General features: G+C 56.1%; 20 protein-coding genes and 1 riboswitch. Of the genes, 14 read left to right on the top strand and 6 right to left on the bottom strand.

Annotation, left to right across the window (positions count from 1 at the left end; all coding sequences use genetic code 11):
• Complete coding sequence (arnB, locus tag ROR01S_RS17060) at positions 1-1,140, bottom strand: UDP-4-amino-4-deoxy-L-arabinose aminotransferase (protein ID WP_004868647.1); 1,140 nt, start codon at positions 1,138-1,140, stop codon at positions 1-3.
• A 367-nt stretch (positions 1,141-1,507) separates the two neighbouring features.
• Positions 1,508-2,041 (bottom strand): phenolic acid decarboxylase, encoded by a 534-nt coding sequence (locus tag ROR01S_RS17055; RefSeq protein ID WP_162268842.1) that lies wholly within the window; start codon positions 2,039-2,041, stop codon positions 1,508-1,510.
• Positions 2,042-2,138: 97 nt separating this feature from the next.
• Between ROR01S_RS17055 and ROR01S_RS17050 the strand changes: the two genes are divergently transcribed.
• From ROR01S_RS17050 to ROR01S_RS17015, 8 genes are all read left to right on the top strand, one after another.
• Positions 2,139-2,999: a LysR family transcriptional regulator gene (locus tag ROR01S_RS17050; RefSeq protein ID WP_004868649.1), complete on the top strand. Its 861-nt coding sequence runs from the start codon at positions 2,139-2,141 to the stop codon at positions 2,997-2,999.
• Positions 3,000-3,194: 195 nt separating this feature from the next.
• Positions 3,195-4,763 (top strand): nickel ABC transporter substrate-binding protein, encoded by a 1,569-nt coding sequence (gene nikA, locus ROR01S_RS17045; RefSeq protein ID WP_064359711.1) that lies wholly within the window; start codon positions 3,195-3,197, stop codon positions 4,761-4,763.
• Positions 4,763-5,707, top strand: coding sequence for a nickel ABC transporter permease subunit NikB (gene nikB, locus ROR01S_RS17040; RefSeq protein WP_004868652.1), 945 nt, complete (start codon positions 4,763-4,765; stop codon positions 5,705-5,707). Before nikA ends, nikB begins: the two co-directional genes overlap by 1 nt.
• Positions 5,704-6,537, top strand: a complete 834-nt coding sequence (gene nikC / locus ROR01S_RS17035; RefSeq protein ID WP_015585573.1) for a nickel ABC transporter permease subunit NikC — start codon at positions 5,704-5,706, stop codon at positions 6,535-6,537. The genes nikB and nikC overlap by 4 nt, the downstream gene beginning before the upstream one ends.
• Positions 6,537-7,301, top strand: coding sequence for a nickel import ATP-binding protein NikD (gene nikD / locus ROR01S_RS17030; RefSeq protein WP_064359710.1), 765 nt, complete (start codon positions 6,537-6,539; stop codon positions 7,299-7,301). The genes nikC and nikD overlap by 1 nt, the downstream gene beginning before the upstream one ends.
• Complete coding sequence (nikE, locus tag ROR01S_RS17025) at positions 7,298-8,089, top strand: nickel import ATP-binding protein NikE (protein WP_032724994.1); 792 nt, start codon at positions 7,298-7,300, stop codon at positions 8,087-8,089. The genes nikD and nikE overlap by 4 nt, the downstream gene beginning before the upstream one ends.
• The gene (gene nikR, locus ROR01S_RS17020) at positions 8,077-8,493 is read left to right on the top strand and encodes a nickel-responsive transcriptional regulator NikR (protein WP_064359709.1); all 417 of its coding nucleotides are present in this window, start codon (positions 8,077-8,079) and stop codon (positions 8,491-8,493) included. The genes nikE and nikR overlap by 13 nt, the downstream gene beginning before the upstream one ends.
• 139 nt (positions 8,494-8,632) lie before the next feature.
• Positions 8,633-8,816: riboswitch (M-box (ykoK) riboswitch) on the top strand.
• 56 nt (positions 8,817-8,872) lie between these two features.
• On the top strand, positions 8,873-9,886 hold the full coding sequence (locus tag ROR01S_RS17015) for a magnesium transporter (protein ID WP_004868661.1): 1,014 nt from the start codon (positions 8,873-8,875) through the stop codon (positions 9,884-9,886).
• A gap of 43 nt (positions 9,887-9,929) precedes the next feature.
• On the opposite strand, the gene ROR01S_RS17010 is transcribed toward ROR01S_RS17015, so the two are convergent.
• Positions 9,930-11,123, bottom strand: a complete 1,194-nt coding sequence (locus ROR01S_RS17010) for a BaiN/RdsA family NAD(P)/FAD-dependent oxidoreductase (RefSeq protein WP_015585571.1) — start codon at positions 11,121-11,123, stop codon at positions 9,930-9,932.
• Positions 11,124-11,353: 230 nt separating this feature from the next.
• Between ROR01S_RS17010 and pitA the strand changes: the two genes are divergently transcribed.
• From pitA to ROR01S_RS16995, 3 genes are all read left to right on the top strand, one after another.
• Positions 11,354-12,853 carry an inorganic phosphate transporter PitA gene (pitA, locus tag ROR01S_RS17005; protein WP_004868665.1) on the top strand — a complete coding sequence of 500 codons (1,500 nt, stop codon included), beginning with the start codon at positions 11,354-11,356 and terminating at the stop codon, positions 12,851-12,853.
• Between the two features lie 260 nt (positions 12,854-13,113).
• Positions 13,114-13,305, top strand: coding sequence for a hypothetical protein (locus tag ROR01S_RS27590; protein ID WP_227514676.1), 192 nt, complete (start codon positions 13,114-13,116; stop codon positions 13,303-13,305).
• Between the two features lie 77 nt (positions 13,306-13,382).
• Positions 13,383-13,790 (top strand): hypothetical protein, encoded by a 408-nt coding sequence (locus tag ROR01S_RS16995; RefSeq protein WP_064359708.1) that lies wholly within the window; start codon positions 13,383-13,385, stop codon positions 13,788-13,790.
• Between the two features lie 43 nt (positions 13,791-13,833).
• On the opposite strand, the gene uspB is transcribed toward ROR01S_RS16995, so the two are convergent.
• Positions 13,834-14,169, bottom strand: a complete 336-nt coding sequence (gene uspB / locus ROR01S_RS16990) for a universal stress protein UspB (protein ID WP_004868671.1) — start codon at positions 14,167-14,169, stop codon at positions 13,834-13,836.
• 379 nt (positions 14,170-14,548) lie between these two features.
• Here uspB and uspA point away from each other — a divergent pair, with 379 nt between their 5' ends.
• On the top strand, positions 14,549-14,986 hold the full coding sequence (uspA, locus tag ROR01S_RS16985) for a universal stress protein UspA (RefSeq protein ID WP_004126268.1): 438 nt from the start codon (positions 14,549-14,551) through the stop codon (positions 14,984-14,986).
• A gap of 320 nt (positions 14,987-15,306) precedes the next feature.
• The gene (gene dtpB, locus ROR01S_RS16980; protein ID WP_004868674.1) at positions 15,307-16,779 is read left to right on the top strand and encodes a dipeptide/tripeptide permease DtpB; all 1,473 of its coding nucleotides are present in this window, start codon (positions 15,307-15,309) and stop codon (positions 16,777-16,779) included.
• A gap of 36 nt (positions 16,780-16,815) precedes the next feature.
• On the opposite strand, the gene ROR01S_RS16975 is transcribed toward dtpB, so the two are convergent.
• Positions 16,816-17,319 carry an RrF2 family transcriptional regulator gene (locus tag ROR01S_RS16975; RefSeq protein WP_004868676.1) on the bottom strand — a complete coding sequence of 168 codons (504 nt, stop codon included), beginning with the start codon at positions 17,317-17,319 and terminating at the stop codon, positions 16,816-16,818.
• Between the two features lie 232 nt (positions 17,320-17,551).
• On the opposite strand from ROR01S_RS16975, the gene ROR01S_RS16970 reads away from it, so the two are divergent.
• On the top strand, positions 17,552-18,754 hold the full coding sequence (locus ROR01S_RS16970; protein WP_064359707.1) for an NAD(P)/FAD-dependent oxidoreductase: 1,203 nt from the start codon (positions 17,552-17,554) through the stop codon (positions 18,752-18,754).
• A 105-nt stretch (positions 18,755-18,859) separates the two neighbouring features.
• Here the strand turns inward: ROR01S_RS16970 and rsmJ are convergent, their stop codons facing one another.
• Complete coding sequence (gene rsmJ, locus ROR01S_RS16965) at positions 18,860-19,612, bottom strand: 16S rRNA (guanine(1516)-N(2))-methyltransferase RsmJ (RefSeq protein ID WP_015585567.1); 753 nt, start codon at positions 19,610-19,612, stop codon at positions 18,860-18,862.
• Position 19,613: the final 1 nt, after the last annotated feature.

Here is a 19,613-nt window from a genome sequence, read left to right as displayed (position 1 = left end):
TCAACATCCTGACAGCTGGTGCAGCGCGGAAATGACCCGAGTGACGTCATCGTCGGTCATATCCGGGAACAAAGGGAGTGAACAGATACGCGCGCTGTTCCATTCCGTATTCGGTAAGGAAAGCGTCGGGAAACGCTCGCGGTAATATTTTTGCGTGTGGGCCGCACGGAAGTGCAGGCCGGTGCCGATGCCCATGGCTTTCAGTTTTTCCATCAACGCATCGCGGCTGATTCCGCAGGTCGCTTCATCCACGCGAATAATAAACAGGTGCCAGGCGTGCTGGTGTTCCCATTCCGGTATCGCCAGCGGCTTAAACGGCGTATCCGCCAGCTCGCGCAGATAGCGTTGGGCAATCTCGCTACGACGCTGGTTGGCATGGGCCAGTTTATCCAGCTGTACCAGCGCCAGCGCGGCGTTGATATCGGCCAGATTGTATTTGAAGCCCGGCGAAATCACCTCCGCCTGCGGCGCCCGACCATGCGTCTGACGGTCATAGGCATCGACGCCAAGACCGTGGAATTTCAGGCTACGAATGCGCGATGCCAGCGCATCGTCATCGGTCACGATCAGTCCGCCTTCGGCGCAGGTCATATTTTTAATGGCGTGAAATGAGAAGATCGCGCAGCCGCGACCGCCCACATGTTTGCCCTTGTAATACGTTCCCGCCGCGTGCGCGGCATCTTCAATCACCGGGATACCGTGACGTTCTGCCACGGCGCGAATCGCGTCGATATCCGCAGGCGCGCCCGCGTAGTGCACGGGAATAATCGCTTTGGTGTTGGGGGTAATCGCCGCTTCAACCGCCTCGGCGGTAATCATCAGATTGTCGCGATCGACATCGATCATCACCGGTGTCGCGCCCAGCAGACAGATCATGTTCAGCGTGGAAACCCAGGTCTGGGATGGCGTGATGACTTCATCGCCCGGGCCAATGCCCAACGCCATCAGCGTGACGTGCATGCCACCGGTCGCCGAACTCACCGCCACGGCGTGACGGTTGCCGGTCAGCGTGCAGAATGCCTCTTCCAACGCCTGGTTTTTCGGTCCGGTAGTAATCCAGCCCGATTGCAAAACTTCACGCAGCGCAGCCAGCTCTGCGTCGCCCATCGACGGGCGCGAAAACGGCAAAAATTCGCTCATCATTTTCCTGTTCTGTATATGACCCTTTCAGGGTTGCGGGTCGATAGAAAAAATATCCTGCGCCAGCGGACTTAAACAAAATGAAAATGGAATCTCTTCAATGCCACTTTTCATTCCAGGGTATTTGACGTTATTAAATTTAGACGGGGTTGCTTAGGATAATATTAAGAAATTAATATAATTTGCCGAATAGACAATAATCAATTGTTTTTAAATGGAATTTACAAATGACAACGCGGGGGAAGAGTGGGAAACCGGCTCCCGTTTATGGGCAAAACAGGAGCACGATGTAGTAAAGTAAACAGACATTAAACAGTTAAACAATAAATAGAATTTTATTCTGCAATCTGAATTTCAAAAACACATCTTAGCTCACAAAATCATTTCCGGTAGATGACAAATTTGCAGGAAAGTCAGCCGGTAATTGATTAGCCGGGCAATTAATGACGCTGTTATTATCCGCGCCGCAATCACGTATAAAGGTGATGGTGGCGAACTCGTCAATCACTTCCGTCGGGTAAGCCGGTCCGGCTTCACGGTAAGAAACCATCAGCGGGATATGATCGTTCTGGAAGCAGACGGTTTTTTCCGGATTATTCATCACCCAGCGCGGGAAGAAGATGGTGCCGTGAAACAGTTTGTCGCCGAGGTTTACGATCAGACTCACATCAGTGCCGGTCGGTTCGGTCCAGGAAATTTTGTAGATGCTTTCGCCGACGCGAACGATGTAAGCCTGCTGATCTTTCACCCAACGATTCGCGACGATACCGCTGTGAATGCGGTAATCCAGGGTGTGGGCGTTTTTCACGTAAATTTCGTAATTCCAGCCGTTATCGTAGGTATAAACCAGATGTTTGCCGATAAAACCGCTCAGGTCATGTTGGTCAAATGAGCTCATAATCTGTTCTCCTCTATGTGTTGAGAACAAGCATACTGCTTTAAAAAATGGATGAATAACGCTATGTTTTGATGAAATTCATTCACTTTTTCGATAAATCATGCACAAAACAACGCTGGAACAGTGGGCCTTGCTGGAAAAAGTCATCGAGCTGGGTAGCTTCGCAAAAGCAGCAGAAGAGACTCATCGCAGCCAGTCCTCGGTGAGCTATAACCTCGCCCTGCTGCAGGAAAGACTGGGTGTCGCGCTGCTGCACCCCTCTGGCCGCCGCGCGGTACTCACTCCGGCCGGGGAGCTGCTGCTAAGCCAGGTAAAACCGCTCCTGCAGGCATTTTCATACGTTGAAACCCGCGCGGCGACCCTGCACAACGGCGCACGAACCCGTCTGGACCTGGTTGTGGACAGTATTTTCCCTCGCGAACGGCTGTTCGCCATTCTGCGCCAGTTTCAGCAACGCCATCCGCAGACTCAGGTGAGGCTGACCGAAGTCCTCGAAAACATGAAAGATGAGCAGGAGGCCCGCAGCGAAGCCGACGTGATGGTTCTCACCCGCCGCCAGGATATTACCGGACGCGGCGAATGGCTGATGAACATTGATTTTGTTGCCGTTGCCCACCGGGACCATCCGCTTGCCAGACTGAGCGGCCCCCTCGACGACAGTGCGCTGGCCTCCTGGCCGCTGGTGCGTATCGCCGATCGCAGCGACGACCCGCAGACAGGGCGCGATGCGTGGACATTTTCCACCATTGATGCCGCTATCGATGCGGTGCTCTATCAGGTTGGCTTCGGCTGGCTCCCGGAAGAGCGCATCCGCTCCCGGTTGGATCAGGGTCTGTTGAAAATATTGCCGCTCAGCCACGGCGCCCGACGCGCCACGCCGCTGCATCTGATCGTCAAACGCGATCTGGCGCCCATTGATGAGCAGCTCGCCACGCTGCTGGCGCTGTTCCGGGCGCCCTGAATCGCCCGCTTGCGCGAGCCTTCGGGCCACGAATCCTTTACGTTGTCTCGACCTGGCTGACCGGCAGACAACCTGACGGACGAAGTGGGTATATGAAATTCTTATACTTTCCGTCCTGAGATTGATCCAGGTTAGGCCTGAAGTATGATGAATTATTAAAATCATCATACTTTCCTTCCTGTTGAGATAAAGACCTTGTCTATTTTCCGCACCACGCTGCTGGCGCTTCTCGCCTGCGCACCTCTGCTGACCGCCGCCGCTTCATACGACATCACCACCGCCTGGCCGGTGAACGTGGGTCCGCTGAATCCGCATCTGTATACCCCCAACCAAATGTTTGCCCAAAGCATGGTCTACGAGCCGCTGGTCAAATACCAGCAGGATGGTTCGGTCAAGCCGTGGCTGGCGAGCAGCTGGAGCCACTCTGCAGACGGGAAAGTGTGGCTCTTTACCCTGCGTAACGACGTGCAGTTTTCTAACGGCGAGCCGTTCAATGCGCAGGCCGCGGTCGCCAACTTCCAGGCGGTGCTGGCTAACCGGCAGCGCCATGCCTGGCTGGAGCTGACCAACCAGATTACCGACGTACGGGCGCTCAGCGATACGCAGCTGCAGATTACGCTCAAAAGCGCCTACTACCCTTTCTTGCAGGAGCTGGCGCTGCCGCGCCCGTTCCGTTTTATCGCCCCTTCGCAATTTGTTGAAGGGGGAACACTGCACGGTATCAAAGCGCCGATCGGCACCGGCCCCTGGGTGCTGAAAACCTCGCAGCTCAACCAGTATGATGTGCTGGTACGTAACGACCGCTACTGGGGTAACAAACCGGCGATCCGCCAGGTGACCGTGAAAGTGATTCCGGACCCGATGACCCGCGCCGTCGCTTTTGAAACCGGCGATATCGATCTGCTTTACGGCAACGAAGGCCTGCTGCCGCTGGATACCTTCGCTCGTTTCAGCCATAACCCGGCCTGGCGTACCCAGCTCTCTCAGCCTGTCGAAACGGTGATGCTGGCCCTGAACTCCGCCAGAGCTCCCACGAACGAACTGGCGGTGCGTGAAGCGCTGAATTACGCGGTGAACAAAAAATCGCTGATCGACAATGCGCTGTACGGTACGCAGCAGGTGGCCGACACGCTTTTCGCCCCTTCCGTGCCATACGCCAATATTGGCCTGAAACCGCGCCACTACGACCCACAGCAGGCCAACGCCATGCTGGAAAAGGCCGGTTGGGTCAGGCCCGCGGGCAAAGCGATTCGCGAGAAGAATGGCCAGCCGCTGCACATCGAACTGTCGTTTATCGGTACCGATGCCCTGAGTAAGTCGATGGCGGAGATAATCCAAGCGGATATGCGCCAGGTCGGGGTGGATGTGGCGCTGGTTGGCGAAGAGGAGAGCAGCATTTACGCCCGCCAGCGCGACGGCCGCTTTGGCATGATTTTTAACCGTACCTGGGGCGCGCCGTACGACCCGCACGCTTTTATGAGCTCAATGCGCGTCCCCTCGCATGCCGATTACCAGGCGCAGCAAGGGCTAGCGGACAAGCAGCTGATTGATAAAGAGATTGGCCAGGTTCTGACCACCAGCGACGATGCGCAACGCCAGGCGCTGTATCGCGATATTCTCACCCGTCTGCACAACGACGCGGTCTATCTGCCCGTCAGCTATATCTCAATGATGGTGGTGGCAAAACCCGAGCTGGGAGCGATTCCTTACGCAGCGGTTACCGCTGAAATTCCGTTCGAACAGATCCAGCCGGTGAATCCCTGATGCAACGTTATCTGCTGCGACGCATACTGCTGATGGTTCCGATGATTTTTGCCGCCTCGGTGATTATCTTCCTGATGCTTCGCCTCGGCACCGGTGACCCGGCGCTCGACTATCTGCGGCTTTCAAACCTGCCGCCCACGCCGGATATGGTGGCCTCTACGCGGACGATGCTCGGATTGGATCAGCCGCTCGTCGTCCAGTACGGCCGCTGGCTCTGGCGGGCGCTACATCTCGATTTTGGCGTATCATTTGCCACCCAGCGTCCGGTGCTTGACGATGTGCTGCGCTTCCTGCCCGCAACGCTGCAGCTGGCGGGCGCGGCGCTGGTGCTGATCCTGCTGACCTCCGTACCGCTGGGTATCTGGGCCGCGCGTCACCGCGAGCATTTGCCGGATTTCATCGTGCGGCTCATCGCCTTTCTTGGCGTGTCGATGCCTAACTTCTGGCTCGCCTTTTTGCTGGTGCTGTTCTTCTCGGTCTATTTACAGTGGCTGCCAGCTCTGGGCTACGGCAGCTGGCAGCATATCGTCCTGCCGGCCGTGTCGATTGCGTTTATGTCGCTGGCGATTAACGCCCGCCTCCTGCGCGCCAGCATGCTGGAAGTCGCCGGACAGCGCCATGTCACCTGGGCTCGCCTGCGCGGCCTGAATGCCAGGCAAATCGAACGTCGTCACATTCTGCGCAACGCCTCGCTACCGATGATTACCGCCGTAGGAATGCACATTGGCGAACTGATCGGCGGGACGATGATCATCGAAAATATCTTTGCCTGGCCGGGCGTCGGGCGCTATGCCGTTTCGGCCATTTTTAACCGTGATTATCCTGTGATTCAATGCTTTACGCTTATCATGGTGGTGGTATTCGCCCTGTGCAATCTGGCGGTCGATCTGGTCAATGCCGCGCTGGACCCGCGTATTCGTCGTCATGAAGGAGCGCACTCATGAGCTTTTTCTTCTCAGCGCGCGGTTCGGTGCGCGCGGCGCTGGTCATTATCGTTCTGCTGATGCTGGTGGCGCTCACCAGCCAGTGGTGGCTACCGTACGATCCGCAGGCCATTGATTTACCTTCCCGTCTGCTGCCACCTGACGGCCAGCACTGGCTGGGGACCGACCATCTTGGCCGCGATATTTTCTCCCGTCTGCTGGCGGCGACCCGGGTGTCACTGGGGGCGGTGATGGCCTGTTTACTGCTGGTTCTGGCGCTGGGGCTTCTCGTTGGCGGCTGTGCCGGACTCATGGGCGGGCGCGTCGATCAGCTCACCATGCGGGTGGCCGATATGTTTATGACCTTTCCTACCTCTATTCTGTCGTTTTTTATGGTCGGCGTGCTGGGGACCGGGTTGACCAACGTGATTATCGCTATCGCCCTGTCTCACTGGGCCTGGTACGCGCGCATGGTTCGTAGCCTGGTGGTATCCCTGCGCCAGCGCGAGTTTATTCTCGCCGCGCGGCTGAGCGGCGCAAATCGCTGGCGGCTTTTCCTCGATCACCTGGCCGGCGCGGTGGTGCCCTCGCTGCTGGTTCTCGCCACCCTCGATATCGGTCATATGATGCTGCACGTCGCCGGGATGTCGTTCCTCGGTCTTGGCGTCAGCGCCCCCACGGCGGAATGGGGGGTAATGATTAACGATGCGCGGCAGTTTATCTGGACCCAGCCGCTACAGATGCTGTGGCCCGGCCTGGCGCTGTTTATCAGCGTGATGGCCTTTAACCTGGTGGGCGACGCGCTGCGCGATCGTCTCGATCCTCACCTAATCGCGGAGCACAGCCACTGATGCCGCAAAAGATCCAGTTAGAACAATTGACGCTGTGCGCCGGCCGCCCGCTGGTGACGGAGCTGTCGCTGACCCTGCGTCGCGGGCAGGTGCTGGCCCTGCTGGGTAGCAGCGGTTGCGGAAAATCGCTGACCTGCGCCGCAGCGCTTGGCGTTCTGCCTCCCGGTGTCCGGCAAACCGCCGGGCGTCTGCTGCTGGACGGCATTCCGGTGCACGGCGAACAGCTGCGGGGCGGTACCGTCGCCACGATTATGCAGAATCCGCGCAGCGCCTTTAATCCGCTGTATACGATGGCAACTCACGCGCGAGAAACCTGCCGCGCCACCGGCCAGCCCGCGGATGATGCGGCGCTTATTGCCGCCATGACCGCCGTCGGTCTGGAAACCCCGTCTCAGCTCCTGAAACGCTATCCCTTCGAGATGAGCGGCGGGATGTTGCAGCGAATGATGATCGCCCTCGCCCTGCTGAGTAAAGCCCCCTTTATCTTCGCCGATGAACCTACCACCGACCTCGATGCCGTGGCGCAGGGGCGCATTCTGGATCTGCTGGAAGAGATTGTCTCCAGCCGCGGCCAGGGCCTGCTGCTGGTCACTCACGACATGGGCGTGGTGGCGCGGCTGGCGCATGAGGTCGCGGTGATGGACCACGGGCGCATCGTCGAGCGTTGCGACGTCAACACCCTGTTTAGCGCTCCCCGACATCCGGTCAGTCAACGGCTGCTGGCGGCACACCTGGCGCTGTACGGAATGGAGTTTGCAGGATGAACCTACTGAACGTGACCGACGTCAGCCACGATTACCCGCACCATCCGGGCGTGCTGCGCGACGTCAGCCTGAGTATCCAGGCGGGTGAAACGGTGGCGCTGCTCGGACGCAGCGGCTGCGGTAAAAGCACCCTGGCGAGGATGCTGGTCGGCCTTGAAACACCGGATCACGGCGAGATAACCTGGCGCGGAACGCCGATTCAGACGTTAAAAGGCGACGCGCAGCGGGCATTTCGTCGCGATATCCAGCTGGTTTTCCAGGATGCACAAAGCGCGGTGAACCCGCGCAAAACGGTGAATGAGATCATCAGCGAGCCGCTGCGCCATCTGTTCCGCTTCGCGCGCGATGAGCGCCAGGCGCGGGTCGAAGCGATGATGCAGGCGGTGGACCTTTCTCCACACCTGCTCGACAAACGCCCGCACCAGCTCAGCGGCGGGCAGCTGCAGCGAGTCTGCCTGGCCCGGGCGCTGGTTGTGCGTCCCCCCTTACTGATCCTCGATGAGGCCGTTTCGAATCTTGATCTCGTTTTGCAGGCGGAGATCGTTGCGCTGCTGAAGCGTCTGCAGGTACAGTTTTCTACCGCCTGCCTGTTTATCACCCACGATCTGCGGCTGGTCGAGCGCTTTTGTCAGCGGGTGATGGTGATGGAGAGCGGGCAGATTCTGGAAACCACGGCGGTCAACACACCGCTGCGTCTTCAGTCAATGGCGGGCCGGACACTCCAGCGTGCGGTCCTTCCCGCTTTTCCACCTTCCCTTGCCATAGAGAAACGACCATGCAGCGCGTAACCCTGACTCTTGATGACGATCTTCTGGCGACCCTGGACGCGCTGAGCGCCCAGCGCGGGTACCACAACCGTTCGGAGGCGGTGCGCGATATCTTGCGCAATTCGTTGATGCATGAGCATGCGCAACAGCCCGAACAGCGCGGTTACGCGGTGCTTTCCTATGTCTATGAACATGAAAAACGCGAGCTGGCAAGCCGACTGATCGCCACGCAGCATCACCATCACGATCTGTCCGTTGCGACGCTGCACGTGCATATCAGCCATGATGACTGTCTGGAGATTGCCGTCCTTAAAGGTGAAATGGGCGAGGTGCGGCATTTTGCCGATGAGGTGATTGCCCAGCGCGGCGTACGTCACGGGCATCTGCACTGCTTAACCGCGCAAGACGAGGGTCCGCACGACTGACCCGCCGATAATGGCTGCAATGCCATTCGACGTATCGCCCGGAAAACCGACCAATTTTACGTGGTTTATCAACCGTTGATAAACCACGTAAATTATACGCTTTCACAACTTGTCTACCTTCCTATAATGGCCGCTCATTTAACGATCTCGTTATGGCGAGGCTCCTGCACAAATACAAGTTACCGCCCTGCTGGTATCGAGAGAGACCACTCAGGGAAATACAGGCATCCATCGAATCAAGGTGTTGCCAAGGTAACTTCTGACGGCGTTCATGCCGGACAGATACGTTGTGCAGTGCTAAAACCAGGACGTAGGGATCTGCCTGTGCTCATCCTGTCTTGTTCGCCCCTATGAGTGATTTTTTATAGGGAATTACACCATGTCTTCAATGCAACACTGCGCCGCGCACCTGGCCACTTCCGCCTTCGACGGCGATGCGATCGCCCAGTACATGCGTACCGATTTTATCACTCTGCCCGAGCACCTCAGCGTCTATGAAGCGCGGGAGCTCTTTGTCTCGCAACTCACCAGCGATGATATTCCGGGCCAGGTCTTTGTGGTGGCCGGAAAGAAGCTGCGCGGCAGTTTATCCATTAAAAAGCTGCTTCAGGAGAGCGATACGGCGCAATCCATTCGCTATCTGATGGACAGCTGCCTGTTCCGCGTGAAACCCGATGATGAGCGTCAGGAGGTGGTCGCCGAACTGAGCGAACGCGGACTCGACCTGGTGCCGGTGGTTGAAAAAGGTGAGCTGGTTGGCTGCCTGATGGAGAAAGAGATTGCCCATCTGCTGGAAGACGACGTCACCGAAGATGTGCATCGCCAGGGCGCAACGCTCCCGCTGGAGAAGCCCTATCTGGAGATCAGCCCGTGGACGCTGTGGAAGAAACGTTCGGTGTGGTTATTGCTGCTGTTCGTGGCAGAAGCCTACACCAGCAGCGTCATTCAACATTTTGAAGAGGCGCTGGAATCCGCCATTGCGCTGGCCTTCTTTATTCCGTTGCTGATCGGCACCGGCGGTAACAGCGGTACGCAGATCACCTCCACGCTGGTCCGTTCCATGGCGCTCGGGGAAGTACGCCTGCGCGATATGGGCCGGGTGATTCGTAAAGAGATGACGACGTCGCTGCTGATTGCCCTCACTCTCGGTCTGGCGGGCTGCCTGCGCGCCTGGATGATGGGCATCGGCATGGAGATCACTCTGATTGTCAGCCTGACGCTGGTCTGCATTACGCTGTGGAGCGCGGTGGTCTCGTCAGTGATCCCTCTGACGCTTAAACGCGTGGGCATCGACCCGGCGGTCGTTTCCGCGCCGTTTATCGCCACGCTGATTGATGGCACCGGGCTGATTATCTACTTCAAAATCGCCCAGCACTTTCTTGGTCTGAACTGATAAACCGAGGGCAGCTTCCCGTAGCAGAGAAGCTGCCCCTGTCTTACGCTTCTACCAGCGCCTGGGCGCAGGCCCAGGCAGAAGACCATGCCCACTGGAAGTTGTACCCTCCCAGCCAGCCGGTCACATCCATCACTTCACCGATAAAATAGAGCCCCGGCACCTTGCGTGCTTCCATGGTCCGCGACGACAGTTCGTGCGTATCTACGCCGCCGAGGGTCACCTCCGCCGTACGGTAGCCTTCGGTGCCGTTGGGCTGCACGCGCCAGGCGGTCAGCGTCTCCACCAGCATTTCCTGCTCGCGCACGTTGAGCTGTTTTAGCGTGACGTCCGGAATTTGCCCCAGCTGCTGCAGGCACTCCACCAGCCGCTTCGGCAGCTGCATAGCGAGGGTGTTTTTCAGGCTTTGATTCGGATGTTCGCTCCGCTGCTCGTTAAGGAAATCATCAAGATGGCAATCAGGCAGCAGGTTGATGGTGACAAACTCGCCCGGCTGCCAGTAGCTGGAAATCTGCAGTACCGCCGGCCCGGAGAGCCCGCGGTGGGTAAACAGCAGATTCTCGCGGAACACCGTGCCGTCCTGTGCGGTAATGGTTGATGGCACCGAAACGCCCGAGAGCACCTGCAGCTGCTCAAGCAGCGGTTTATGCAGAGTAAAGGGCACCAGCCCCGCACGGGTCGGCAGCACCTTGAGACCAAACTGCTCGGCAAGTTTATAGCCGAACGGCGATGCCCCCAGTCCGGGCATCGACAGGCCGCCGGAGGCGACCACCAGTTTTTTCGCCGCCACCTCGTCGCCATTAAGTTGCAGTCTGTAGCCTTCATCGTCGCGTTCTACGCTGATAATTTCGCTACGCAGGCGAATTTGCACGCCGCCCTTGTCACATTCCGCCAGCAGCAGGTTGACGATTTGCTCTGCGGAATCATCACAAAACAGCTGGCCGAGGGTCTTCTCATGCCAGGCAATACCGTGTTTGCCCACCAGTTCGATAAAATCCCACTGGGTATAACGCGCCAGCGCAGATTTGCAAAAATGCGGGTTCAGGCTGAGATAAGCGGCCGGCTCAATATACATATTGGTAAAGTTGCAGCGACCGCCGCCGGACATCAGGATTTTACGGCCTGGCTTTTTGCCATTATCCAGCAACAGCACGCGCAGCCCCGCCTGGCCCGCCTGCGCTGCACAAAACATTCCCGCCGCTCCGGCGCCAATTACAATGGCATCAAACCTTTCCACACAACTTTCCTCATATCCCGATTGTCGGGAATTGTAAATTTTTCACGCTGGTCGCACCAGCACGAAAATCGATGTATTCATGTACATCATTGAAAGATATAGGATTACTCTCAAGCAGGTAAAATCCAGACAGGAAGAAAATCAAAAAAAGTCTATATTTCACTTTGCCCGCGCCGCTAAAGTCACTGATAATGCGCCGCGTTCATGTCCTCAAAATGGCGTAACGTCCTATGCTACATTTATTTGCCGGTCTGGATTTACATACCGGGCTATTACTATTGCTTGCTTTAGCTTTCGTGCTGTTTTACGAAGCGATTAACGGTTTTCATGATACCGCAAACGCTGTTGCTACTGTGATTTACACACGCGCAATGCGGTCACAACTTGCGGTTGCGATGGCGGCCCTCTTCAACTTCTTCGGCGTTCTGTTGGGTGGTCTCAGCGTCGCTTATGCCATCGTGCATATGCTGCCGACCGACCTGCTGCTTAACATGGGTTCCGCACATGGCCTCGCCATGGTGTTCTCTATGCTGCTGGCAGCGATTATCTGGAACCTCGGTACCTGGTATTTTGGCCTTCCGGCCTCCAGCTCGCACACGCTGATCGGCGCTATCATCGGTATTGGTTTAACCAATGCGCTGATGACCGGCACGTCCGTGGTCGACGCGTTGAATATCCCGAAAGTCATCGGTATTTTTGGCTCACTTATCATCTCACCGATTGTTGGTCTGGTGGTCGCTGGCGGCCTGATTTTCATTTTGCGTCGTTACTGGAGCGGTACCAAAAAACGCGCCCGTATTCACCTGACGCCTGCAGAACGTGAAAAGAAAGACGGTAAGAAAAAGCCGCCGTTCTGGACCCGTATTGCCCTGATTCTGTCCGCCATTGGCGTATCGTTCTCGCACGGTGCTAACGACGGCCAGAAAGGCATTGGTCTGGTCATGCTGGTGCTGATCGGCGTGGCGCCGGCTGGTTTCGTGGTTAACATGAATGCCTCCGGCTATGAAATAACCCGGACCCGCGATGCGGTGAACAACGTGGAAACCTTCTTCGAACAGCGCCCTGAGCTGTTGAAAAAGGCCACCGGCGTTGACCAGCTGATTCCGTCTCCGGAGGCCGGGACGGCCGCCAGCGGCGGTGAGTTCCATTGCCATCCGGCGAATACCATCAACGCGCTGAATCGCGTGAAGACGGCGCTGACCGGTATTGAAAGCTACGACTCGCTCTCCATTGATCAGCGTAGTCAGCTGCGTCGCATCATGCTGTGCATTTCCGACACCACCGATAAAGTCGCGAAGTTACCGGAAGTGAATGCTGACGATCAGCGCCTGCTGAAGAAACTGAAAACCGATATGCTGAGCACCATCGAGTACGCGCCAATCTGGATCATTATGGCCGTGGCGCTGGCGCTGGGTATCGGCACGATGATCGGCTGGCGTCGCGTGGCGACCACTATCGGTGAGAAGATCGGTAAGAAAGGTATGACCTACGCACAAGGTATGTCTGCCCAGATGACCGCGGCGGTTTCGATTGGTCTGGCGAGTTACACCGGTATGCCGGTTTCCACCACCCACGTGCTCTCCTCCTCCGTAGCGGGGACGATGCTCGTCGATGGCGGCGGCCTGCAGAGAAAGACCGTCACCAGTATTCTGATGGCGTGGGTGCTTACTCTCCCGGCGGCGATTCTGCTGTCCGGCGGGCTGTACTGGATAGCGCTGAAAATTATCTAAGAAGCTGAAAGCGACAAAAAAGCGGGTCAGGAAACTGACCCGCTTTTTTTATGTCCGTTGTTTTACTTAATCTTTTTCTGGTATGAGGAAAATCTGAACATTTTTTGTTCAAAAAACATGGAGGAAAAAAATATCATCCCGGCCAGGATAAAATACCTCACAGCGGAGAATGTATGGCTTCTGTCCCCATCCCAGGACCTGGTTCAATCGTTATAGCGGGCAATATGCGTGAAGCACGCCGTCAAGGAGTGTCACGTAATATGGCTACCCCATCAACGTACTACTGGTTTTATCAAAAAGTCAGAAATGGCGGCCCGTGGGATGATAAAAAATTCGCCCCGTATTTCGCCGCGTTCGGTAATTTCAATTTTGGGGCTACCGGCACCGCCGCAGGTATTCCCGCAAACATCCTTCTTATGGGCGCAGGGTCGTGCGGGAACCTCAAAACCTGAATGGGGGAAATGGTATGAAAAACCTCCCTATGGAGATGCCCCTACGGATCAGCGCAATATCAGAGAAGGGATAGATTATGCCATTCAGAACGGCTATTAGATGGCTCCATTGGATTGTTACGCTGGCACTTCTGGCCCTGACCGTCGGATTTGTGTGGCTCAACCACCATCCCGATCCGCGAAAGAGCGATGAGCTCCAGCGTGTTTATAAATTGTCTGACGGCGTTTGGCTCTACATGACCGTTAACAACCGAGGTGGCGCAACGGTGCCTACAATCTATCGTTACTATCTGTCGCATGAGATAGCAGGGGACAATACAGAAATTATCCAGCAGCTTACGCAGAAGAGCCCGGTGATTGAGGGGACAGGGCGTCTTACGAGTGCCGGCATAGATAAAAACGGGGAAGTGAACCTCTCTTACAGCGGGAAGGTTATCTCACTCCAGGACAATATCTCAGACCTCAGATTCTCTGTTAAGCCCTGACCCCGATGCAAAGAAGGCGAGACTAGCCTCGCCTTTCTTATGCTCAGTGCCAAATCATCAATGCGATCAGACTCACCACCACCAGACCACACAGGGCGCTGGTCAGAATAAACTGCCGCCGTACCCGCTCGCAGCGACGAATAAACTCATCATCGTGATGATCGCGATAACGTTGGGCATAAATGTACCAGACCAGGCGCACCTGTTTGCCCGGCTGCCCATGCGAAGTAAAAAAACCTCCGCCATCAACATATTGATAAAGCAAGGGATCGCAACCACGTAGCACAACCAATAATGCACGCAATGATGAGAAGTAGCGTGCCATATTCACCACACAAACGATACACAGGGCCCAAAACAGCGCAATAGTGCTGATCATACGTCCTCCCCGGCGACCCGCCCTCGGAGACATCTCCGGAGCTAGCGCTTCCCAATACCCAACCCAACATACAATATGAGAGTGCGATTCCGATCACGTTTATTTATCCGATCGGCTCATTAAATAGTGTAGGAGATCAGTCAATTTTTTTACCACAAGGTTAATCGTTATCAATACGTAAGATGAATATATTTGTTTAACTTTTGGTGAACCAGGTGCATTGACGGAGCGCGAGGGGCGCTATAAGGTAGAAATATCTTCTACAATTAAGTCCTTAAAGGGCTGAACCCCCGCGGATTAGCACGCAGGACGCGGGCGAAGCGGCAGCACCAGCTGTCTGGTCCAATGGTCATCGACAACTTATGGAAGGAGTAACACTATGGCTTACAAACATATTCTTATTGCAGTAGACCTCTCCCCGGAAAGCAAGGTTCTGGTAGAGAAAGCCGTTTCTATGGCGCGTCCTTATAATGCCAAAGTCTCTCTGATTCACGTGGATGTTAATTACTCTGACCTGTACACCGGTCTGATCGATGTCAACCTGGGCGACATGCAGAAACGGATTTCCGAAGAGACGCACCACGCGCTGAGCGAGCTGTCTACCAATGCGGGCTATCCGATTACCGAAACCCTGAGCGGCAGCGGCGATCTCGGCCAGGTGCTGGTTGATGCAATTAAAAAATACGATATGGACCTGGTGGTCTGCGGTCACCATCAGGATTTCTGGAGCAAGCTGATGTCTTCCGCACGTCAGCTCATCAACACCGTTCACGTCGATATGCTGATTGTGCCGCTGCGCGATGAAGAAGACGAATAACCGTTCGCGCGGTTAACCATCAGAATGCCAGCGCCCGCCTTTGCGGGCGTTGTCGTTTTTTACGAAGGGCCTATTTGCCAGCGCCCATTGCCTGCGTCCATTGGCCGATGCAAATATAACTAACCCGCCTTTACCGCCAGGATATCAAACCGAATATTTATTAACGATTAGTGTGATCAACCAATTATTAGAAAAATAATCTATATAATAATCTACTCCCAAAGCCAATAGCCGCATCATTGCGCTTCATCATACTTTTTCAGCGCGTTCTGGCATACGCGTTCATACTTTTTTGGGATTGCACTACAAGGCGAAGGAATATGAAAACTACTGCACCTACGGGGCTGTTGCAGCAACCTCGTCCGTTCTTCATGATTTTTTTTGTGGAATTATGGGAGCGATTTGGTTATTACGGCGTCCAGGGGATCCTGGCGGTCTTTTTTGTTAAACAACTTGGATTTTCTCAGGAACAAGCGTTTATTACCTTTGGCGCCTTTGCCGCGCTGGTTTATGGGCTGATCTCCATCGGCGGCTATGTTGGCGACCACCTGCTCGGCACCAAACGCACGCTGGTTCTTGGGGCCGTGGTGCTGGCGCTGGGCTACTTCATGACCGGGCTGTCGCTACTTAAACCCGACCTGATTTTTATCGCCCTCGGGACGATTGCCGTCGGTAACGGACTATTTAAAGCCAATCCCGCCAGCCTGCTGTCAAAGTGCTATCCACCCAAAGATGCCCGTCTCGACGGCGCATTCACCCTGTTTTATATGTCGATTAATATCGGCTCGCTGCTGTCGCTCTCTCTGGCGCCGGTGATCGCGGAAAAATTTGGCTATGCCGTAACCTATAACCTGTGCGGCGTAGGGCTGATTATCGCCCTGCTGGTCTATTTCGCCTGCCGTGGAATGGTGAAAGATATCGGTTCAGAGCCGGATCATCGGCCGCTTGTTGTGCGCAACCTGCTGTACGTGCTGGTCGGCACGGTGGCAATGGTGTTCCTTTGCGCCTGGCTGATGCATAACGTCAAAATCGCTAACCTGGTGCTGATTGTCCTCTCTGTCATCGTGATTATTTTCTTCTTCCGCGAAGCCTTCAGACTGGATAAAACCGGGCGCAACAAAATGTTTGTCGCCTTTATCCTGATGCTGGAAGCGGTGCTGTTCTACATTCTGTACGCGCAGATGCCGACATCGCTAAACTTCTTCGCCATCAATAACGTTCACCACGAGATCCTCGGCATGACCATTAACCCGGTCAGCTTCCAGGCCCTGAACCCGTTCTGGGTGGTGGTGGCCAGTCCGGTGCTGGCGGCGATTTATACCCGCCTTGGCAACAAAGGCAAAGACCTCACCATGCCGATGAAATTTACCCTCGGCATGTTTTTATGTTCGCTGGGCTTCCTGACCGCCGCCGCCGCGGGAATCTGGTTTGCCGATGCTCAGGGGCTGACGTCGCCGTGGTTTATCGTGCTGGTTTATCTGTTCCAGAGTCTGGGAGAGCTGCTGATCAGCGCGCTGGGGCTGGCAATGGTCGCCGCGCTGGTGCCGCAGCATCTGATGGGCTTTATTCTGGGCATGTGGTTTCTGACTCAGGCAGCCGCCTTCCTGATGGGGGGATACGTCGCCACCTTCACCGCCGTGCCGGACAATATCACCGACCCGCTGCAAACCCTGCCGGTTTATACCGGCGTGTTTAGCAAGATTGGTCTGGTGACGCTGGGTGTGACCCTGGTGATGGCGATGCTGGTACCGTGGCTCAACCGGATGATTAATACGCCGTCGAGCGACAAATAATAACCTGCTTAACCTCAGCGGCGGGTGTCGCTGAGGTTACCCTTTCCGCGCGGCAATCCAGTCCCGCACTTCTATGACAAACTCGTCCGGCGCTTTGCGATACATCTTACGCGCCAGGTCCAGAATAGTATGTTGCCCTAGCGCCTCTTCCATCCGCTGCTGCGCCATATCCATCACCGATCGCACGCCGCAGATCCCTTCGCAGGCCCATTCCGGCGGCTGTGCGTCAAACACCGCCAGCCGCTGGCGAATTTCACGACATTCAAAGATACGCTTATCACCATCGATGGCGTTGACCACATCCAGGACCGTTATCTGTTCGGCGGGTTTTGCCAGCTGAAACCCGCCGCCCTTACCCTCAATGCTGCGCACCAGACCGGCTTTAGACAGGCGGGTGAAGATTTTGGCCAGATAGTCGTAGGGCACGCTTTGCAGATCGGCAATTTCCCGCACGCTCATCTCGCGGGCATCACCTTTGCTATCCACCATACACATCAGGCTATGGATGCCGTATTCAACTCCGGAACTGTAAAATGCCATGCTCTAATCTCAGCCAAAAAGAATCTGAGTTATTGTAGCTTTTTCGCCCCAACCGTGCCAGAAGGATAAAATAACAAGTTAAGATTAAAAATTTAAACTTGTTTTTTATCAACACGATGAATGCGAATCAAGGGATAAAACCCAGACCGCAGCACAAATCACATTGCAAACCCATACTACGACAAATAAAATCCGAGTAAAGATATCGTCGTTAACAATGAGTGAAACCATCATGCGTAAACAAATTCTGGTTGTCGGTGCCGGCTTTTCGGGAATGTGGGCTGCGCTTAGCGCCGCCCGCCTGGCCGATCAATATCAACATCAGGCCGTGGATATCACCGTCATTGCGCCGCAGCCAGAGCTGCGCGTGCGTCCACGCTTCTATGAGAAAGCGGTACCAACGCTGGTTGCGCCGCTGCAACCTTTGTTTGATGCTACCGGCGTGCACTTCCTGCGCGGCACCGTTTCACAGCTCCTTCCGGCCAGCAAAGCCGTCGTCTGGACGGATACCAACGGTGAAACACAGCAGAAGCGCTACGACCGGTTAATCCTGGCCAGCGGCAGCCATGTGAACCGTTCGTTAGTGGCCGGCGCCGATGCTTATGCCTTCGATCTCGACCAGCTGGAGAGCGCCAGCGTTCTGGAACAGCACCTGCAATCACTGGCTCACGAAGCCGATAGCGAGCCACGCAATACCGTTGTTGTCTGCGGCGGTGGCTTCACCGGCATTGAGATGGCCATGGAGTTACCCGGCAGGCTGCGCGAGATTCTGGGTGAGAATGCTAAGACCAGAGTAGTCGTAGTTGAACGCGGTCCGCTGCCGGGATCGCGTTACAGCGAAGCGCTACGCGACGTTATCGTCCAGGCCTCCGCAGAGCTCGGTGTTGAATGGCGGGTCAATACTGAAGTTGAGCGGATTGATGCCGATGGCGTCATGCTTAAAGACGGGCAGAAGATCGCATCCTGCACCGTTATCTGGACGGTTGGCGTGCAGGCAAACGGCCTGACGGCACAAATTGAAGCGCCTCGCGATCGCCTGGGTCGTCTGCATGTGAACACGGCGCTTCAGGTGGTCGGCTATGACGATATCTATGCCACCGGCGACGTGGCCTACGCGGCGACCGATGACAAGGGAAACCATGCGTTAATGACCTGTCAGCACGCTATTTTGCTGGGTAAATTTGCCGGTAACAACGCAGCGGCAAGTCTGCTGGATGTCGCGCCGTTGCCGTATCGCCAGGAAAACTACGTCACCTGCCTCGATCTCGGCGCCTGGGGTGCAGTCTATACCGAAGGGTGGGATCAGCAGGTGAAGCTGACCCGGGAGGAAGCGAAAAAGCTGAAGGTGTCGATCGTCAGCGAGCTTATCTATCCGCCGAAGGCTGAGAAAGCGGTAGCCTTTGAGATTGCTGACCCGCTGGCGCCGTTTGTCTGAACCCAGGAAACGCCCCGGTTGCGCTGCGCTTACCGGAGCGATGAACGGTCGCCCGGATATAAGGCAGGTATGCCGCCATCCGGGGGAACGATGGTGGCTGAAGCGTTACTCGGGCGTCCCGGCGTAAATATCAAAGCGGTGGCCTTTGGTGACCACCGCGTTCGGCGTGGCGACATCCGCCAGCGGCGGGGCGTAATCCGGACGTTTCACCACCACCCGTTTGGTCGCCAGCTGACGCGCTGGCTCCAGCAGTCCGTCAGCATCCAGATCCGGCCCCACCAGCGACTGAAATACGCGCATCTCTTTCTTCACCAGCGCGCTTTTCTGCTTATGCGGGAACATCGGGTCAAGATAGACCACCTGCGGGCGTGGCGTAATGTCCGTCAGCGCCGTCAGGCTGGAGGCGTGAATCAGCTGTAAACGCTCCCGAAGCCACGGGCCGATTTCCGGGTCAGCGTAGCCACGAGCCAGCCCGTCATCAAGCAGGGCCGCCACTACCGGGTTACGTTCCAGCATGCGCACCCGGCAGCCCACCGAGGCCAGCACGAAGGCATCGCGACCCAGTCCTGCCGTCGCATCCACCACATCCGGCAAATAGTCGCCTTTAACGCCCACCGCTTTCGCTACCGCCTCGCCGCGACCGCCGCCAAATTTACGTCGGTGGGCCATCGCCCCGCCGACGAAATCAACGAAGATCCCGCCGAGCTTTGGCTCATCGCGTTTACGCAGCTCCAGATGTTCGCGGGTCATAACCAGCGCCATCAGGTTGTCATCATCCTGCGTCAGGCCCCAGCGAGCGGCAAGAACAGATAAGGCGCCGTCTCCGGCGCCCGTTTCATCAATTAAGCAGATTTTCACG

It is taken from the genome of Klebsiella ornithinolytica NBRC 105727 = ATCC 31898 (genome assembly GCF_001598295.1).
Classification (GTDB): Bacteria; Pseudomonadota; Gammaproteobacteria; order Enterobacterales; family Enterobacteriaceae; genus Klebsiella; species Klebsiella ornithinolytica.
Note: the sequence above shows the minus strand (reverse complement) of the source record. Positions and strands in the feature narration are given on the sequence as shown.

Excerpts from the sequence above, each read along its gene's own strand:
- arnB (WP_004868647.1), bottom strand. The coding sequence starts at position 1,140 with ATGAGCGAATTTTTGCCGTTTTCGCGCCCGTCGATGGGCGACGCAGAG.
- nikD (WP_064359710.1), top strand. The coding sequence starts at position 6,537 with ATGCCGCAAAAGATCCAGTTAGAACAATTGACGCTGTGCGCCGGCCGC.
- nikB (WP_004868652.1), top strand. The coding sequence starts at position 4,763 with ATGCAACGTTATCTGCTGCGACGCATACTGCTGATGGTTCCGATGATT.
- ROR01S_RS16975 (WP_004868676.1), bottom strand. The coding sequence starts at position 17,319 with ATGGCATTTTACAGTTCCGGAGTTGAATACGGCATCCATAGCCTGATG.
- nikR (WP_064359709.1), top strand. The coding sequence starts at position 8,077 with ATGCAGCGCGTAACCCTGACTCTTGATGACGATCTTCTGGCGACCCTG.
- ROR01S_RS16970 (WP_064359707.1), top strand. The coding sequence starts at position 17,552 with ATGCGTAAACAAATTCTGGTTGTCGGTGCCGGCTTTTCGGGAATGTGG.
- uspB (WP_004868671.1), bottom strand. The coding sequence starts at position 14,169 with ATGATCAGCACTATTGCGCTGTTTTGGGCCCTGTGTATCGTTTGTGTG.
- dtpB (WP_004868674.1), top strand. The coding sequence starts at position 15,307 with ATGAAAACTACTGCACCTACGGGGCTGTTGCAGCAACCTCGTCCGTTC.
- ROR01S_RS27590 (WP_227514676.1), top strand. The coding sequence starts at position 13,114 with ATGGCTACCCCATCAACGTACTACTGGTTTTATCAAAAAGTCAGAAAT.
- nikE (WP_032724994.1), top strand. The coding sequence starts at position 7,298 with ATGAACCTACTGAACGTGACCGACGTCAGCCACGATTACCCGCACCAT.
- pitA (WP_004868665.1), top strand. The coding sequence starts at position 11,354 with ATGCTACATTTATTTGCCGGTCTGGATTTACATACCGGGCTATTACTA.
- uspA (WP_004126268.1), top strand. The coding sequence starts at position 14,549 with ATGGCTTACAAACATATTCTTATTGCAGTAGACCTCTCCCCGGAAAGC.
- ROR01S_RS17050 (WP_004868649.1), top strand. The coding sequence starts at position 2,139 with ATGCACAAAACAACGCTGGAACAGTGGGCCTTGCTGGAAAAAGTCATC.
- nikC (WP_015585573.1), top strand. The coding sequence starts at position 5,704 with ATGAGCTTTTTCTTCTCAGCGCGCGGTTCGGTGCGCGCGGCGCTGGTC.
- ROR01S_RS16995 (WP_064359708.1), top strand. The coding sequence starts at position 13,383 with ATGCCATTCAGAACGGCTATTAGATGGCTCCATTGGATTGTTACGCTG.
- ROR01S_RS17015 (WP_004868661.1), top strand. The coding sequence starts at position 8,873 with ATGTCTTCAATGCAACACTGCGCCGCGCACCTGGCCACTTCCGCCTTC.